Source organism: Serratia liquefaciens (genome assembly GCF_027594825.1).
In the GTDB taxonomy this organism is placed as follows: Bacteria; Pseudomonadota; Gammaproteobacteria; order Enterobacterales; family Enterobacteriaceae; genus Serratia; species Serratia liquefaciens_A.
This window is the reverse complement of record NZ_CP088930.1, coordinates 1,323,057-1,338,836: the sequence shown is the minus strand read 5'-3', so window position 1 is coordinate 1,338,836 and position 15,780 is coordinate 1,323,057. Positions and strand designations below refer to the sequence as shown.

16 protein-coding genes are annotated in these 15,780 nt (G+C 57.2%); 15 read left to right on the top strand and 1 reads right to left on the bottom strand.

Going from position 1 to position 15,780, the window contains the following annotated elements:
* Positions 1–84 precede the first annotated feature (84 nt).
* The 3 genes from LQ945_RS06070 to LQ945_RS06060 all read left to right on the top strand — a co-directional run bounded on the left by LQ945_RS06070 (position 85) and on the right by LQ945_RS06060 (position 2,711).
* Positions 85–411 carry a hypothetical protein gene (locus LQ945_RS06070; RefSeq protein ID WP_270102503.1) on the top strand — a complete coding sequence of 109 codons (327 nt, stop codon included), beginning with the start codon at positions 85–87 and terminating at the stop codon, positions 409–411.
* A 220-nt stretch (positions 412–631) separates the two neighbouring features.
* A complete protein-coding gene (gene tctD / locus LQ945_RS06065) occupies positions 632–1,306 on the top strand; it encodes a transcriptional regulator TctD (RefSeq protein WP_044552669.1) in 675 nt (224 codons plus the stop codon).
* Positions 1,293–2,711 carry a sensor histidine kinase gene (locus tag LQ945_RS06060; RefSeq protein WP_270102502.1) on the top strand — a complete coding sequence of 473 codons (1,419 nt, stop codon included), beginning with the start codon at positions 1,293–1,295 and terminating at the stop codon, positions 2,709–2,711. Before tctD ends, LQ945_RS06060 begins: the two co-directional genes overlap by 14 nt.
* On the opposite strand, the gene LQ945_RS06055 is transcribed toward LQ945_RS06060, so the two are convergent.
* Complete coding sequence (locus LQ945_RS06055) at positions 2,708–3,610, bottom strand: DMT family transporter (RefSeq protein ID WP_270102501.1); 903 nt, start codon at positions 3,608–3,610, stop codon at positions 2,708–2,710. The two genes, LQ945_RS06060 and LQ945_RS06055, sit on opposite strands and share 4 nt — an antisense overlap.
* Positions 3,611–3,727: 117 nt before the next feature.
* Between LQ945_RS06055 and LQ945_RS06050 the strand changes: the two genes are divergently transcribed.
* The 12 genes from LQ945_RS06050 to hisJ all read left to right on the top strand — a co-directional run bounded on the left by LQ945_RS06050 (position 3,728) and on the right by hisJ (position 15,777).
* Positions 3,728–4,501, top strand: a complete 774-nt coding sequence (locus LQ945_RS06050) for an AraC family transcriptional regulator (RefSeq protein WP_270102500.1) — start codon at positions 3,728–3,730, stop codon at positions 4,499–4,501.
* A 53-nt stretch (positions 4,502–4,554) separates the two neighbouring features.
* Positions 4,555–5,676 carry a 4-phosphoerythronate dehydrogenase PdxB gene (pdxB, locus tag LQ945_RS06045; protein ID WP_270102499.1) on the top strand — a complete coding sequence of 374 codons (1,122 nt, stop codon included), beginning with the start codon at positions 4,555–4,557 and terminating at the stop codon, positions 5,674–5,676.
* A 90-nt stretch (positions 5,677–5,766) separates the two neighbouring features.
* Positions 5,767–6,777, top strand: a complete 1,011-nt coding sequence (locus LQ945_RS06040; RefSeq protein ID WP_044552663.1) for an aspartate-semialdehyde dehydrogenase — start codon at positions 5,767–5,769, stop codon at positions 6,775–6,777.
* Complete coding sequence (gene truA, locus LQ945_RS06035; RefSeq protein ID WP_270102498.1) at positions 6,777–7,598, top strand: tRNA pseudouridine(38-40) synthase TruA; 822 nt, start codon at positions 6,777–6,779, stop codon at positions 7,596–7,598. The genes LQ945_RS06040 and truA overlap by 1 nt, the downstream gene beginning before the upstream one ends.
* Before the next feature lie 75 nt (positions 7,599–7,673).
* Positions 7,674–8,336 carry a DedA family protein gene (locus LQ945_RS06030; RefSeq protein ID WP_020827873.1) on the top strand — a complete coding sequence of 221 codons (663 nt, stop codon included), beginning with the start codon at positions 7,674–7,676 and terminating at the stop codon, positions 8,334–8,336.
* 233 nt (positions 8,337–8,569) lie between these two features.
* The gene (gene accD / locus LQ945_RS06025) at positions 8,570–9,478 is read left to right on the top strand and encodes an acetyl-CoA carboxylase, carboxyltransferase subunit beta (protein WP_044552659.1); all 909 of its coding nucleotides are present in this window, start codon (positions 8,570–8,572) and stop codon (positions 9,476–9,478) included.
* Positions 9,479–9,685: 207 nt separating this feature from the next.
* The gene (gene folC / locus LQ945_RS06020; protein WP_270102497.1) at positions 9,686–10,951 is read left to right on the top strand and encodes a bifunctional tetrahydrofolate synthase/dihydrofolate synthase; all 1,266 of its coding nucleotides are present in this window, start codon (positions 9,686–9,688) and stop codon (positions 10,949–10,951) included.
* Positions 10,952–11,716 carry a cell division protein DedD gene (gene dedD, locus LQ945_RS06015; protein ID WP_044552656.1) on the top strand — a complete coding sequence of 255 codons (765 nt, stop codon included), beginning with the start codon at positions 10,952–10,954 and terminating at the stop codon, positions 11,714–11,716.
* Positions 11,717–11,948: 232 nt separating this feature from the next.
* The gene (gene cvpA, locus LQ945_RS06010; RefSeq protein ID WP_020827869.1) at positions 11,949–12,449 is read left to right on the top strand and encodes a colicin V production protein; all 501 of its coding nucleotides are present in this window, start codon (positions 11,949–11,951) and stop codon (positions 12,447–12,449) included.
* 21 nt (positions 12,450–12,470) lie between these two features.
* Complete coding sequence (purF, locus tag LQ945_RS06005; RefSeq protein WP_044552654.1) at positions 12,471–13,988, top strand: amidophosphoribosyltransferase; 1,518 nt, start codon at positions 12,471–12,473, stop codon at positions 13,986–13,988.
* Between the two features lie 131 nt (positions 13,989–14,119).
* Positions 14,120–14,692 carry a UbiX family flavin prenyltransferase gene (locus LQ945_RS06000; protein WP_044552652.1) on the top strand — a complete coding sequence of 191 codons (573 nt, stop codon included), beginning with the start codon at positions 14,120–14,122 and terminating at the stop codon, positions 14,690–14,692.
* Positions 14,693–14,994: 302 nt separating this feature from the next.
* Entirely contained in the window at positions 14,995–15,777 is a 783-nt protein-coding gene (gene hisJ, locus LQ945_RS05995) for a histidine ABC transporter substrate-binding protein HisJ (protein ID WP_044552651.1), read from the top strand.
* Positions 15,778–15,780 lie beyond the last annotated feature (3 nt).

The window sequence follows — 15,780 nt, the reverse complement described above, 5'->3', positions numbered from 1 at the left end:
GCTTAAAGCCTGCGTAATGTCAGTTTTGTCGGTTCCGTCTTGCGATAAAATGCCGAAAAATAAAATGAATGAAGGTGCATTATTATGTTTTCGTTAGGGAAGTTATTCGGTAGCAAAGACAGCAATAAAGTTAACGCCATCAAGATGTTGCCGGTGGCCTATGCCGATAGGGTCGGGGAAGAAGGCCATTGTCGTCTTAAGCGCCTGCGCGCGGAGATCGGCGTTTTTGAACTGCATTTTTCGAATGGGAAAAACGAAAAGTATGCCTGCCAGATGACGGCCTGTATCACCGGTATTGATCTGGTCTTCGCCGCCAACAACCGCTCGGTACTGGTGTCTCCACCGTTTACCCCCGCCAAATTGAACCCGGTACTGGATATCGCCCTGGCCGACTGCGAAATCGAAATGTAGTGGCTGGCTAACCGAATCAGCCCTGTTGCCGACGGCTCAGGGTTTGTTCCGTGTCGCAATTGTGTTCCAGCTCTCAAAACTGACCGGGAGCAACCCTTCTATCCCTACGCCTTCCATGCCATCCTTCTGTTATGAATATGTTAATTCACAATAAGCCGGATCCTGATGCCACGGTGCAGCATTCGGCCTGCCGGCATAGACAAATCAATGGAATGGAAACATGCGTCTGTTATTGGTTGAGGATCATCCCGAGTTATCCCACTGGCTGCAAAAGGCGTTAACCGGCGTCGGTTTTGCCGTCGACGTCGCGCCGGACGGGCTGGCGGCCGATCATCTGTTGTTAAACGAATCCTATGCGCTGGTGGTGCTGGACGTGGCGCTGCCGCGGTTGAACGGTCTGGAACTGCTGGCCCGCCTGCGCAAGCGAGGGCAGGACTTACCGGTGCTGCTGTTGACGGCCAGAACCGACGTCGCCGATCGGGTTAAAGGGTTGAACCTGGGGGCGGACGATTATCTCACCAAGCCTTTCGAACTGGATGAGTTGGAGGCGCGCATTCGGGCGCTGCTGCGCCGCAGCGTTGGCGTGACTCCTCAGGCGCTGCAATACGGTGCGCTGACCTATCACGATGAAGGCTATTTTCAGTTGGACGACAAACCGCTGCAATTGACGCCGCGTGAACTGGCGGTGCTGACCGCGTTGATCCACCGCCGTGGTCGGCCGGTCGCCAAACAGCAGCTGTTTGAACAGGTGTTTACCTTGGCCGACGAGGCCAATCCGGAAAGCATCGAACTCTATGTCCACCGGCTGCGAAAAAAACTGCAGGGCAGCAACGTGGCGATCATCACTCTGCGCGGTCTGGGCTACAGCCTGGAGCTTTGCAATGAGGTGGTTTAACGCGCCGCGATCGCTGTTTTATCAATTGTTGTTGTTCTTTGGCTTGCCGCTGCTGGTGTTGGGCGGCATCTCGATTTATACCCACTACTTCAGCGCGATGAATGCCGCGACGCTGGCTTACGATCGCACGTTGCTGGCGTCGGCGCGCACCGTGGCGGAGCGGCTGGTGGTACGTAATGGCCGGCTTGAGGCGGATGTGCCTTATGTGGTGCTCGACAGCTTTGAGCGCAACATGAACGATCAGCTTTACTACGAAGTGATCTCACCGCAGGGCGTAAGTATCTCCGGCTATGACGATCTGCCGACGATGCCGCCGCATATTTTGCGCTCAAGCCTGTATCCGGCGCTGGTGCATTTCTACGACGCCGAATATCGCGGCCGGCCGATCCGCGTGGCGGCGCTGTACCAGCCGGTCAACGAATCCGGAGTGATGGGCATGGCAACCATTCTGGTGGCAGAAACCCTGGAGTCGCGCCGCTATCTGGCGCGGCAGATGATGCTTTCCGCTTTGCTCAGCCAGGGAACCGTGGTGGTACTGACCATGATCCTGGCCTTTGCGTTGCTCAAGCGAGTGCTTAAGCCGATGCGCAAGCTTTCCGGCATTATGCTGCGGCGCGATCCGGGTGAGCTGACGCCGCTGCCGATGGTGTTACCCTGGTCGGAAATGCAGCCGCTGCTGCTGGCGTTCAACCGGTATATTGAACGGCTGCGGCTGATGGTGGCGCGACAGGAGCGTTTTAGCGCCGACGCTTCACATCAGCTGCGCACGCCGTTGACCGTATTGAAAACCCAGGTGGGAGTGGCGCTGGCCAGCGATAAGCCGCAGCAGTGGCGGGAAAGCTTGCTGGCCATGAGCGCAACGCTGGATAACACCGTGGCGCTGACCGATCGCCTGCTCTACCTTTCGCGGCTCAAAGCTCATGAGCACCACGCCGATCGCCAACTGCAGCCGGTAAACCTGGCGCAGGTGCTGCGTGACGCCTGCTTTTCACGTTTACCCCAGGCCCGCAGCAAGCGTATCGATTTGGGGTACGAGGGAGAAGCGGTTTGTTGGGTCGGCGGAGAAACGCTGTTGCTAACCGAACTGTGCGCCAACTTGCTGGATAACGCACTGAAGTATACGCCGTATCAGGGCACGGTCACCGCACGTTTAACCCTGGACAAGCAGGCCGGGGAGGGAATATTGGAAATTGAAGACAGCGGCCCGGGTATTGCCCAACAGGATACCGCGCAGGCGCTGCAGCCGTTTCATCGGCTGGATAACGTGGGTGATCAACCCGGTGCCGGATTGGGGCTGGCGCTGGTCAGCGATATTACCCGTTATCACGGCACCCGCCCGGAGCTGTTGACCTCGGCCACGCTGGGTGGCCTGCTGGTGCGGGTGCGTTTTCAATTGTTATCTTAGCTCTGACATTCTGCGGCTTGTTTTGCTTTGCGCCCCAGCGGCGTACGCAGGCGCTGCGACAGGATCACGCCCAGTAGGGTAATGCCGCCGCCGATCAGATGGTAGCTGTGCAGGTGTTCATGCAGGAACAGCACCGCAATGATGGCGGTAAATACCGGTGCCAGGTTCATAAAGATCGACGCGGTATTGGCCCCCAGGCGCATAACACCGTGGATCCACAGGTAAGGTGCGACAATCGAGGCCGGAATGCCGGCAAACAGCACCAGCGGAATATTTTGGCTGGTCAGAGACACGTCTTGTGCCATCAGGAAGTTCGGCAGTAACAGCACCACGCCGAACAGGATCTGCACATACAACGACTGCCAGTTCGGCAGGGCAATTGCCCAACGTTTGGTCAGCACGCCGTACAGCGCATAAGAGGCGGTGGCGGCGAGCATCATCCATTCCCCCTTGCCGATGCCGTGCTGCAGCAACTCACCCGGGTTACCGGCACTCACCAGCCAGATCAAGCCGCCCAAAGACAACAGGCTGCCGATGGCAATGCCTACCGTGGGCGCGACGCGCAATAGCACTATGCTGATCAGAATGGTCAGTAATGGGATCAGTGAAACAATAATGCCCATAAATAGCGCGCTGACGCTGTGCGCTGCGTAATAGGCCAGGCTCTGATACAGCACCATGCCCAACATGCCGAGGACCAGCAATTTCCACCAGTTGGCGCGTATTGCCGACCAGTGGCGGATCACGCCAGGCAGCACAAATGGCGTCAGGGTGATCAGCGCCAGCAACCAGCGGTAGAAGGAGATCGCGGCCGGATCGATAGCGGTGGCCGAGAGCTTACTGACCACGGCATTGATTGACCAAATCAAAACCGCCAGCAAAGGGAAGATCATATTCATGATAATTATTCTCATTAACGACTGACATGCTGGCTAGTTTACGCGTGTCCGGTTTATTATATATAGCGATATCCAGACAAATTTTTGGCCAAACAAGACAAGTCACGGAGCGAAACCATGTCAGAAATCCGCCATTATCCCGAAGCGCTGATCCCGGCACCGCGTCCGGTACAGTTCCGCTGCGAGGAGTTTAATGCGCGCACCGAGTTCCAGCCGCATCGCCACAGCTGGGGACAGCTGATGTGGGTAAAAGCCGGTGTCATGGTGTTGCGCATTGGCGGTCAGCGCTTTCTGGCACCGCCGGAGTTTGTGTTATGGGCGCCGGCGGAGATTGAACACTCCTGTTATAACCAGCGCCTGGCGCAGTGCCGTATGGTGGATATTGCTCTGCCGCTGTGCGTCGGCCTGCCGGAAGCGCCTTGCCTGGTCAGCGTCACTCCGATTTTCCGTGCCATTGCCGAAGACTTTTACGCCCGCAAACAATACATCCCGCAAAGCAAACAGGATTTACGCTTGTGCCGCGCATTGATAGACCAACTGCATGTTTCGCCGGTGCAACAAACTTATCTGCCGACCTCCGAAGACAAATTTTTGGCACCGGTGCTGGAAGCGCTGGAGCACAACCCGTCGGACAATACCTCGCTCGCCGCCTGGGCCACCCGGGTCTACACCACCGAACGCACCCTGTCGCGCCGTTGCCAGCAGGACCTGGGGATGTCGTTTAGCGAATGGCGCCAGCGACTGCGTTTTCTCCATGCCGTTTCATTATTGGAACAGGGAAAAACCGTGCAGGAGGTCGCGCTGGAAGTGGGCTACAGCTCGGCGTCGGCGTTTATTGTCATGTTTCAGCAAATCGCCGGCACCACCCCCGAGCGCTTTCGCCGGGCATGATTCAGTGGCACACTATTTCCCAGCCAAATAGCCGTAAACCGTCGGAGCGACAAGTGAAAATCCTGGTTGATGAAAATATGCCGTACGCGACTGAATTGTTCAGTCGCCTGGGAAACGTACAGGCCGTGCCTGGCCGCCCAATTCCGAGTGATGCGCTGGCGGATGCCGATGCGTTGATGGTGCGCTCGGTGACCAAAGTGAATGAAGCGCTGCTGGTCGGCACCCGCATTGGTTTTGTCGGCACCGCGACAGCCGGCACCGATCACGTAGACGACGCCTGGTTGCAACAGCAGGGCATAGGTTTTTCTGCGGCCCCGGGGTGCAACGCCATTGCCGTGGTGGAGTATGTCTTCTCTGCGCTGATGTTGCTGGCCGAGCGTGACGGTTTTCACCTGCGCGATAAAACCGTCGGCATTATCGGCGTCGGCAACGTAGGTTCACGGCTGGATGCCCGTTTGAAAGCCCTGGGCGTGCGTACCTTACTGTGCGATCCGCCGCGTGCCGATCGCGGTGACAGCGGTGAATTCTGGCCGCTGGAGAAGCTGGTGGCGGAAGCTGACGTGCTGACCTTCCATACTCCGCTGAATAAATCCGGTCCTTACCATTCACTGCACCTGGCGGACGCCGATTTGCTGGCGGCGCTGCCGGACAACCGGATTCTGATCAACGCTTGCCGCGGTCCGGTCGTCGACAACGCGGCGCTGTTGCAGGCGCTGGAAAAAGGCAAAAAGCTGAGCACGGTGCTGGACGTGTGGGAACCGGAGCCGGAGCTGTCTCTGCCGCTGCTGGCGCGGGTCGATATCGGTACCGCGCATATCGCCGGTTACACGCTGGAGGGCAAGGCGCGCGGCACGACGCAGGTCTTCGAGGCCTTCAGCCGCCATCTGGGGCAGCCGCAGCAGATCGAACTGGCCTCATTGTTGCCGGTGCCGGAGTTCAGCCAGATCCAGCTCAATGGTCCACTGGACGAAGGCAAATTAAAACGATTGATGCACTTGGTGTATGATGTGCGCCGCGACGACGCACCACTGCGTAAAGTGGCCGGGCAACCGGGCGAGTTTGATCGTCTGCGCAAACATTATCAGGAGCGCCGTGAATGGTCTTCATTGCGCGTCCAGTGCGATGACAGCGCCAGTGCGGAACTGCTGCACAAGCTGGGCTTTTTGATCGCGTAAGGCTTTCTTAAGCAACGGCGACTAATTTTGTTATCAGGGCGGCGAATCAGTCGCCCCTCTGCATTTGAATAAATACTCTGGAGAAACCCAATGTCTGACGGCTGGAATATCGCTCTGCTTGGCGCCACTGGCGCGGTAGGTGAAGCGTTGCTGGAACTGTTACAGGAACGCCAGTTCCCGGTGGGCGAACTCTATCCTTTGGCCAGCGAGCGCAGTGCCGGTGCAACGGTGCGCTTCAATGGCAAATCGGTACTGGTGCAAAAAGCGGAAGAATTCGACTGGTCACAGGCACAGTTGGCGTTCTTCGTCGCCGGTAGCGAAGCCTCGGCCCGTTACGCGGAAGAAGCCGGCAATATGGGCTGCCTGGTGATCGACACCAGCGGTCTGTTTGCGCTGGAGCCGGACGTTCCGCTGGTGGTGCCTGGGGTTAACCCGCAGGTGCTGGCGGACTACCGTAACCGCAATATTGTCGCCGTGGCCGACAGCATGGTCAGCCAACTGCTGACGGCAATCAAACCCTTGACCGAACAGGCCGGGCTTTCTCGCCTGCACGTCACCACCCTGATGTCGGTTTCGTCACGCGGGAAAGTGGCGGTAGACGATTTGGCCGGTCAGAGTGCGCGTCTGCTGAACGGCATTCCGGCCGAGCCGGGCGTGTTTGCCAAGCAGCTGGCGTTCAACCTGCTGCCGTTGATGACCGACGAGCAGGGCAGCGTGCGCGAAGAACGGTTGATCGTCGATCAGGTGCGCAAAGTGCTGCAGGACGAAGGGCTGCCGATCTCCGTGAGCTGCGTGCAGTCGCCGGTGTTCTACGGCCATGCGCAGGTGGTGCATCTGGAAGCGTTGCGTCCCATCTCTGCGGAAGAGGCACGCAGCGAGCTGGAGCAGGTGGACGATATCCAACTGAGCGAAGAAGACGACTATCCGACTCAGGTCACGGAAGCCTCCGGCAGCGATGCGCTGAGCCTGGGCTGTTTGCGCAATGACTACGGCATTCCTGAAATCCTGCAGTTCTGGTCGGTCGCCGACAACGTGCGCTTCGGCGGCGCGCTGATGGCGATCGAAACCGCAGAGCGTTTGGTGCAGGAGCAGATGTACTGATGTCAGAGGTTGTTTTGCCCACCCAGCCGACCCTGAAAATCGCGCTGGGGATTGAATACGACGGCAGCCGTTATTATGGCTGGCAACGTCAGCAGGAAGTGGCCAGCGTGCAGGCCTGTCTGGAACAGGCTTTGAGCAAGGTGGCCAACGCGCCGATCAACGTGCTGTGCGCCGGACGTACCGACGCCGGGGTGCACGCTACCGGTCAGGTGGTGCATTTTGAAACCACCGCGCAGCGCAAGGACGCCGCCTGGACGATGGGGGTCAACACCCATCTGCCGCCGGACATCGCCGTGCGCTGGGTAACCGGCGTGCCTGAAGATTTCCATGCGCGCTTCAGCGCCACCGCGCGCCGTTACCGCTACATTATTTATAATCACCGCTACCGCGCGGCGGTATTGCAGCAGGGGATGACCCATTTTTATCACCCGCTGGATGCCGATCGGATGGAAAGGGCGGCGCAGGCGCTGCTGGGCGAGAACGACTTTACTTCGTTCCGCGCCGTGCAATGCCAGTCGCGAACGCCCTGGCGTAACGTAAAACACGTTAAGGTTACGCGCCACGGTGAATATATTGTGGTAGATATCAAGGCGAATGCCTTCGTGCATCACATGGTTCGCAATATTGTCGGCAGCCTGATGGAAATTGGCTGCGGCAATCAGGACGAGAACTGGATGGCCGAGTTGCTGGCGCTGAAGGATCGCAATCTGGCTGCGGCTACGGCGCGGGCCGAAGGGTTATACCTGGTGAGCGTTGATTATCCTGAGCATTTTGCACTACCCCGGCCACCGATGGGGCCACTGTTTTTACCCGACGATTAAACGCCGGCGCGACTGACGCGTTGCTCCCTTGTGTATCTGCCGGGTGGGTGAGACACCCGGTAAGAGAGAGAACCTATGGACATCATCAAGTTTGTGATTGATTTTATTCTGCATATTGACGTGCATCTGGCCGAGCTGGTGGCGCAATACGGTATGTGGGTGTACGGTATTTTGTTCCTGATCCTGTTTTGTGAAACCGGCCTGGTGGTGACGCCTTTCCTGCCGGGGGATTCTCTGCTGTTTGTTGCAGGAGCGCTGGCGGCCTTGCCGACCAACGATCTGAATGTGCATACCATGGTGGCGTTGATGATCGGCGCGGCAATCCTCGGGGACGCGGTGAACTACACCATTGGGCGGCTGTTCGGGGAAAAGCTGTTCAGTAACCCGAATTCGAAAATCTTCCGCCGCAGCTACCTGGATAAAACCCACCAGTTTTATGAAAAACACGGCGGGAAAACCATCATTCTGGCGCGATTTGTGCCGATCGTGCGTACTTTTGCGCCGTTCGTCGCCGGCATGGGGCATATGTCCTATCGCCATTTTGCTGCCTACAACGTGATTGGTGCGCTGGTTTGGGTGCTGCTGTTCACCTATGCTGGTTACCTTTTCGGCGACTTGCCGATCGTGCAGGAAAACCTGAAACTGTTGATCGTGGCTATCATCATTGTTTCAATTCTGCCGGGCATCATTGAAATCTGGCGCCACAAGCGCGCGGCTGCCCGCCAGCAAAAACAGTAAAAACATCGCTTAACCTGTCGGTTCGACCAGTTTTTTATCCACAGTGTCGGGCCGATATGGTTTAATGAGCGACATTTATGGTCTGTTCCTGTGAACAACCCTGAAGCCAGTGCCTCTGTCGCGCGCTTGTCGCGTTTCGCTCGGGCACTTTTTCATTGGGTCTGTTTTCGGGGGGATTGTTAAAGCATGAACTGCGGACTGGCGTCTGCCAGGTTCAAACAGAAAGGTCATCGATGAGCTGGATTGAACGAATTCTTAACAAGAGCAATATTACCCAAACCCGTAAGGCGAGCATTCCTGAAGGGGTTTGGACCAAATGCGATAGCTGCGGCCAGGTTCTCTACCGCGCCGAGCTGGAGCGTAATCTGGAAGTGTGCCCGAAATGCGACCACCATATGCGCATGACTGCGCGTATGCGTCTGCATACCCTGCTTGATGAAGGCAGTGAAGTGGAGCTGGGCAGCGAACTGGAGCCGAAAGACGTTCTGAAGTTCAAGGATTCCAAGAAGTATAAGGATCGCCTGGTTGCCGCGCAGAAAGCGACCGGTGAAAAAGACGCATTGGTAGTGATGAAGGGCACGCTGTACGGCATGCCGATTGTCGCAGCTTCGTTTGAGTTTGCCTTCATCGGCGGCTCCATGTCGTCCGTGGTCGGCGCGCGTTTTGTTCGTGCGGTTGAGCAGGCGCTGGAAGACAACTGTCCTCTGGTGTGCTTCTCTGCCAGCGGCGGTGCCCGTATGCAAGAAGCGCTGATGTCGCTGATGCAGATGGCGAAAACCAGCGCAGCGTTGGCAAAATTGCAGGAACGCGGTCTGCCGTATATTTCGGTGCTGACTGACCCGACCATGGGGGGCGTCTCCGCCAGTCTGGCCATGCTGGGCGATATCAATATCGCCGAACCGAAAGCGCTGATCGGCTTTGCCGGCCCACGCGTTATCGAGCAGACGGTGCGTGAGAAACTGCCGCCGGGCTTCCAGCGCAGTGAGTTCCTGATTGAAAAAGGTGCGATCGACATGATCGTGCGTCGCCCGGAAATGCGCCAGACGTTGGCGAGTATCCTTTCCAAGCTGACCAACCAGCCGCAGCCGCATTTCGATGAGGTAGCGCCGGTGTCCGAGCAGGAAAGTCAGGCCGACGCCTGAGGCAGATAAGTCACCCGCGCGGCGCAGGTCTCGCGGGTTTCAACCGTTATTTTGTGGCTAAGTGACGGTTGAAATACCCTTGTAGATTGAGCGTAGCGGTCCATTCCGACGCTTGGAAGACAACGGGTATCATGCAGAGCATCGCCTTTACCGCGGTGAGGGTGGTGCCCTGATGGATTAATGAACCCAAGTTCAGTGACGGGACTCATGCAAAACCACCAAATTCCCCAAGCCACGTCGCCATTGAGCTCGTGGCTTTTCTATCTTGAGCGTCTGCACAGCCAGGCGATCGAACTCGGTCTGGAACGCGTACAGCGCGTTGCAGCGCATCTTGATTTACTCACCCCTGCACCGACGGTGTTTACCGTTGCCGGTACCAATGGCAAAGGCACCACCTGCAAAACGTTAGAAGCAATCCTGATGGCGGCCGGTCTGCGCGTCGGCGTTTATAGCTCGCCGCACCTGGTGCGTTACACCGAGCGTGTACGCATTCAAGGCGATGAGCTGAGTGAGGCCGAACACAGCCGTTCGTTCGCCTATATTGAAGCGGGCCGGGGCGAAACCTCGCTGACTTATTTCGAATTTGGCACTCTATCGGCGTTGCAACTGTTCAAACAGGCTAAGCTTGACGTGGTGATCCTGGAAGTGGGCCTGGGCGGACGCCTGGACGCAACCAATATCGTCGATCCGAGCGTGGCGGTGGTGACCAGCATCGCGCTGGATCATACCGACTGGCTGGGCAGCGATCGCGAAAGCATTGGCCGCGAAAAGGCCGGTATTTTCCGTGGCGGTAAGCCTGCGGTGGTGGGCGAGCCGGATATGCCGGCGACCATCCAGCAGGTGGCCGAAACGCTGGGCGCGCAGCTGTATCGTCGCGGTGACGCCTGGACCTTCAGCGAACAGGGCGAACGCTGGCAGTGGGAGGGCGGTGGCACCTTGCTGACCGACTTGCCGATGCCAAACGTGCCGCTGGCCAATGCCGCAACGGCGCTGGCGGCGCTGCATTTTTCTGCGTTGGAAATCGATGAGCGCGCGATCTTCACCGGCTTGCAGCAGGCGACGCTGCCCGGGCGCTTCCAGATTGTGCGCCGCGATCCGATGTTGATCCTCGATGTCGCGCATAACCCACACGCCGCCGGTTATCTGGCTGGGCGTCTGGCGACGCTGCCGCGGAATGGCGGTAAAGTGCGCGCGGTGGTGGGCATGCTGTCGGACAAAGACATCGCCGGTACGCTGGCCTGTCTGAATGAGCAGGTCGATGAGTGGTATTGTGCGCCGCTGGAAGGGCCGCGCGGTGCCAGCGCCGAGCAGTTGGCGCAACATTTGACGGAACCGCGGCAGTTCGCCGATGTCGAAACTGCCTGGCGTCAGGCTATGCAGGACGCTGATATTCAGGATATTGTGATCGTCTGTGGATCGTTCCACACCGTTGCACAGGTAATGGCGGCGTTAGACGAGATGCGGGGAGTGTGAGTGGCAAGTAAATTTCAAAACCGATTGGTCGGTACCGTCATTTTGGTTGCGCTGGGGGTGATTATCCTGCCAGGGCTGCTGGACGGTAAAAAGAAACATTATGAGGACGAGTTCGCCGCCATCCCTTTGGTGCCGAAGGCCGGTGATGTGGAAGAAAACGACGTGGTGCCGCCGGTAAGCCAGACGCTGCCGGCCCAACCGCCGGAAGGCGCGGGCGCGATGGTGGAGCAGCAGGCTGCCAATGAAGCGGCGACGCAACAGGCCATCCGCCAGCCGGCTCAGCAGCCGACCCAGGTTACGCCGCCGCCGGTTGAAACCCGACCGGTACAGCAGCCGAAACCGAAACCGGTTGAGACCAAGCCGGTGGAAGTGAAGCCAAAACCGGTGCAGCAGCCGAAACCGGTGGAAGTGAAGCCGGTGGTGAAACCTGAACCTAAGCCAGAGCCGAAACCGGAGCCTACGCCGGCACCGAAGCCTGAACCTGCACCGGTGCAGAAACCGGCGGAAGAGAAAGCGCCGGCAGGGCAGGCCTATGTGGTGCAGCTCGGGGCGCTGAAGAACGCCGCCAAGGTCAATGAGGTGGTGGCGTCGCTGAGGCTGTCCGGCTATCGCGCCTTTACCGTGCCTTCAACGCCGGTACAGGGGCAGATCACCCGGATTTATGTCGGGCCAGACGCCTCGAAACAGAAACTGCAGTCTTCGCTGCCCGCGCTGAACTCCATCAGCGGCTTGAGTGGTCAGGTGAAGCCGTACGGCGTACGTTAACCGCAGGGGGCACAGCATGCTGTGCCCCGGAACCGAAAGATGACGGTATAATCATTAAAAAAACTGTGCCTTTCGTAGCTGAAATGGCCTATGTAGGCGCGGCGATTGGGAATTTTTTTATCGCCGCTTTTTATTTGTAACGTGGTAGGAAAACCCCTACGCAAACGTTTTCTTTTTCTGTTAGAATTCGCCGCGAATTGGATGCAGGGGCGATTCATCATTGGAATAGTTCATGGTCTGGATTGATTACGTCATTATAGCGGTGATTGGATTTTCGGCTCTGGTGAGCCTGATCCGAGGGTTTGTTCGCGAAGCATTGTCACTTGTGACATGGGGATGTGCGTTTTTTGTTGCCAGCCATTTCTACTCTTACCTTGCGGTCTACTTCACTCGTTTTGAAGATGAACTGGTGCGAAACGGCATCGCGATTGCCATCTTGTTTATCGCGACCCTGATCGTAGGAGCTATTGTTAACTATGTGATTAGCTCACTGGTAGAGAAAACCGGGTTATCAGGCACCGACCGGGTGCTGGGCGTCTGTTTCGGCGCACTGCGCGGCGTGTTAATCGTTTCGGCGATACTGTTTTTCCTGGATACCTTTACCGGCTTTTCGCAAAGCGCAGACTGGAAACAGTCGCAGCTCATTCCCCAGTTCAGTTACATCATCAGGTGGTTCTTTGACTACCTGCAGAGCACGTCGAGTTTCTTACCGACCCATTTACCGGGGCGGTAGCGCTGATGAGGAAAAGACAACATGTGCGGTATTGTCGGTATCGCCGGTTTTATGCCGGTAAACCAGTCGATTTATGATGCGTTGACGGTGCTACAGCACCGTGGCCAGGATGCCGCAGGCATCGTCACCATTGATGCCCATAACGGGTTCCGTCTGCGTAAGGCGAACGGTCTGGTGAAGGATGTGTTCGAGGCACGCCATATGCAGCGCTTGCAGGGCAACATGGGTATTGGCCATGTGCGCTACCCGACGGCTGGCAGCTCCAGTGCCTCAGAGGCTCAACCTTTCTATGTAAACTCGCCGTTCGGCATTACGCTGGCACACAACGGCAACCTGACCAACGCCCATGAACTGCGCCAAACGCTGTTTGAAAGCGGTCGTCGCCATGTCAACACCACCTCCGATTCCGAGATTTTGCTGAACGTGCTGGCCAGCGAGCTGGACCGTTTCCAACACTATCCGCTGGAGTCCGACAACGTTTTCACCGCCGTTGCCGCCATGCATCAGCAGCTGCGCGGCGCTTACGCCTGCGTCGCGATGATCATCGGCCATGGCCTGCTGGCGTTCCGTGACCCTAACGGCATCCGTCCGCTGGTGATTGGCAAACGCACGCTTGAAGATGGCCGCAATGAGTACATGGTGGCTTCCGAGAGCGTAGCTTTGGACACGCTGGGCTTCGAGTTCCTGCGCGATGTAGCGCCGGGCGAAGCGGTGTACATCACCGACAAGGGCCAACTGTTCACTCGTCAGTGTGCAGAGAACCCAAAAACCAACCCGTGCCTGTTCGAATACGTTTACTTCGCCCGTCCAGACTCCTTTATGGACAAGATTTCGGTCTACAGCGCTCGCGTGCGCATGGGGCAGAAGCTGGGTGAGAAAATTGCCCGCGAATGGGAAGATTTGGACATCGACGTGGTGATCCCGATCCCGGAAACCTCCTGTGATATCGCGTTGGAAATCGCCCGTATCCTGGACAAGCCGTACCGTCAGGGCTTTGTGAAGAACCGCTATGTCGGCCGTACCTTCATCATGCCGGGCCAGCAGGCGCGTCGCCAATCGGTACGCCGCAAGCTGAATGCCAACCGCGCCGAATTCCGTGACAAGAACGTGCTGCTGGTGGACGATTCCATCGTGCGTGGCACCACGTCTGAACAGATCGTGGAAATGGCGCGCGACGCCGGGGCGAAACGTGTTTATCTGGCTTCCGCAGCGCCGGAGATTCGCTTCCCTAACGTGTACGGCATCGACATGCCAAGCGCCAACGAACTGATTGCCCACGGTCGTGAAGTGGATGAAATCCGTCAGATCATCGGCGCCGACGGTTTGATTTTCCAGAATCTGGACGATCTGATTGAAGCGGTGCGTGAAGAGAACCCGGACATCACCCAGTTCGAATGCTCGGTATTCAACGGTATCTACGTCACCAAAGACGTCGACCAGAGCTACCTCGAGTATCTGGAATCGCTGCGCAATGACGACGCCAAAGAAATGCGTAGCCAGACCGAAGCGGAAAATCTGGAAATGCACAACGAAGGTTAAGCCTTCGCACTGACCAAAATGGTGCACCGCGGCGCTCGCTGCGGTGCATTATCCCCGCCTGACTTGCTTATATAGCGCCATTGCGGCAAAGTCTGCCTGATCCTATTTTTTCCGTGGCAGAGGCCAGCTTTATGAAACGAATCATCATCGGTATTTCCGGCGCCAGCGGCGCTATCTACGGCGTGCGCCTGCTGCAGGTATTGCGTGACGTCGCAGAGGTGGAAACCCATTTGGTGATGAGTAATGCGGCACGACAAACGCTGTCGCTGGAAACCACGCTCAGCCTGCGCGAAGTGCAGGCGCTGGCCGATGTGGTACATGACTCGCGCGATATTGGCGCCAGTATCTCTTCCGGATCGTTCAAAACTATCGGTATGGTGATTTTACCCTGCTCAATCAAAACATTGTCCGGTATCGCCAACAGCTACAGCGATGGTCTGCTGACGCGTGCCGCTGACGTTGTGCTGAAAGAGCGTCGCCGGTTGGTGCTGTGCGTGCGTGAAACCCCGCTGCACGTGGGCCACCTGCGCCTGATGACTCAAGCGGCAGAAATGGGGGCCGTCATTATGCCGCCGGTGCCGGCGTTTTATCACCGCCCCGAAAGCGTAGAAGACATCATCGATCAAACCGTGAACCGGGTGGTCGATCAGTTCGATATTGAATTACCCGAAGATTTATTTACCCGCTGGCAAGGTGCCAATTAACAAATTTCTCTCCAATTTGGCACATTTGTGCAACACCGCACTGAATTAGGGCGGCGCCTGCACCATAATGATCCCACTTCATCACGTTCACTGTTTCAAGGCTCTGGTATTTCTCCTTTGCCCGTGGCGCGGCCCAGACTGGCCGATTTAATTTTGCGGTTATCGTCCCAGGAAACAGTTTTGTGAAGGCCGGAGCCGTTCCCTCCGCCTGCAGCAACCAATGTGGCACGATTACTGCAAATTGATTTGGTGAAAAAGTAATGCCCGCAGTGGCATCGAAAAAATCAATTTGAGGGTAATTTATGAAAATGCTGGTTAAGGTTCTTCCTTTAGTCTTGGCTTTAAGCGCGGCAAGCAGCGCATTTGCCGCCGTACCATCGACCTTGAAGATAGGTACCGATCCGACTTATGCACCCTTTGAGTCCAAAAATGCCAAAGGTGAGCTGGTCGGCTTTGATATCGATCTGGCCAAAGAGCTGTGCAAACGCATAAATACCCAATGTACCTTTGTGGAAAGCGATTTTGACGCGCTGATCCCTTCTCTGAAGGCGAAGAAAATTGACGCCATCATCTCCTCTTTGTCGATCACCGAAAAACGCCAGCAGGAAATTGCCTTTACCGACAAGCTGTATGCCGCTAACGCCCGCTTGATCGCGCCGAAAGGGTCGAAACTGTTGCCTACCGTGGATGCGCTGAAAGGCAAGAGCGTCGGCGTGCTGCAGGGCACCACCCAGGAAGCCTATGCCAACGCCATGTGGCAGCCGAAGGGCATCACCGTTGTGCCTTATCAGAACCAGGATCTGGTGTACGCCGACCTGGCATCCGGCCGTATCGACGCCGCCTTCCAGGATGAAGTGGCGGGGAGCGATGGCTTCCTGAAACAGCCTCCAGGCAAGGATTACGCTTTCGCCGGCGAATCGGTGAAGGATGACAAATTCTTTGGCGTAGGCACCGGCATGGGCCTGCGCAAGACCGATACCGAGCTCAAGGCGGCGCTGGATAAGGCCTTTGCCGAAATGCGCAAAGACGGCACCTACGACAAGTTTGCGAAGAAATACTTCGACTTTGACGTCTACGGCGGTTAATGC

Bases quoted from the DNA above. Each gene is read 5' to 3' on its own strand.
- LQ945_RS06070 (WP_270102503.1), top strand. From the start codon at position 85: ATGTTTTCGTTAGGGAAGTTATTCGGTAGCAAAGACAGCAATAAAGTT.
- tctD (WP_044552669.1), top strand. From the start codon at position 632: ATGCGTCTGTTATTGGTTGAGGATCATCCCGAGTTATCCCACTGGCTG.
- LQ945_RS06060 (WP_270102502.1), top strand. From the start codon at position 1,293: ATGAGGTGGTTTAACGCGCCGCGATCGCTGTTTTATCAATTGTTGTTG.
- LQ945_RS06055 (WP_270102501.1), bottom strand. From the start codon at position 3,610: ATGAATATGATCTTCCCTTTGCTGGCGGTTTTGATTTGGTCAATCAAT.
- LQ945_RS06050 (WP_270102500.1), top strand. From the start codon at position 3,728: ATGTCAGAAATCCGCCATTATCCCGAAGCGCTGATCCCGGCACCGCGT.
- LQ945_RS06040 (WP_044552663.1), top strand. From the start codon at position 5,767: ATGTCTGACGGCTGGAATATCGCTCTGCTTGGCGCCACTGGCGCGGTA.
- truA (WP_270102498.1), top strand. From the start codon at position 6,777: ATGTCAGAGGTTGTTTTGCCCACCCAGCCGACCCTGAAAATCGCGCTG.
- LQ945_RS06030 (WP_020827873.1), top strand. From the start codon at position 7,674: ATGGACATCATCAAGTTTGTGATTGATTTTATTCTGCATATTGACGTG.
- accD (WP_044552659.1), top strand. From the start codon at position 8,570: ATGAGCTGGATTGAACGAATTCTTAACAAGAGCAATATTACCCAAACC.
- folC (WP_270102497.1), top strand. From the start codon at position 9,686: ATGCAAAACCACCAAATTCCCCAAGCCACGTCGCCATTGAGCTCGTGG.
- cvpA (WP_020827869.1), top strand. From the start codon at position 11,949: ATGGTCTGGATTGATTACGTCATTATAGCGGTGATTGGATTTTCGGCT.
- purF (WP_044552654.1), top strand. From the start codon at position 12,471: ATGTGCGGTATTGTCGGTATCGCCGGTTTTATGCCGGTAAACCAGTCG.
- LQ945_RS06000 (WP_044552652.1), top strand. From the start codon at position 14,120: ATGAAACGAATCATCATCGGTATTTCCGGCGCCAGCGGCGCTATCTAC.
- hisJ (WP_044552651.1), top strand. From the start codon at position 14,995: ATGAAAATGCTGGTTAAGGTTCTTCCTTTAGTCTTGGCTTTAAGCGCG.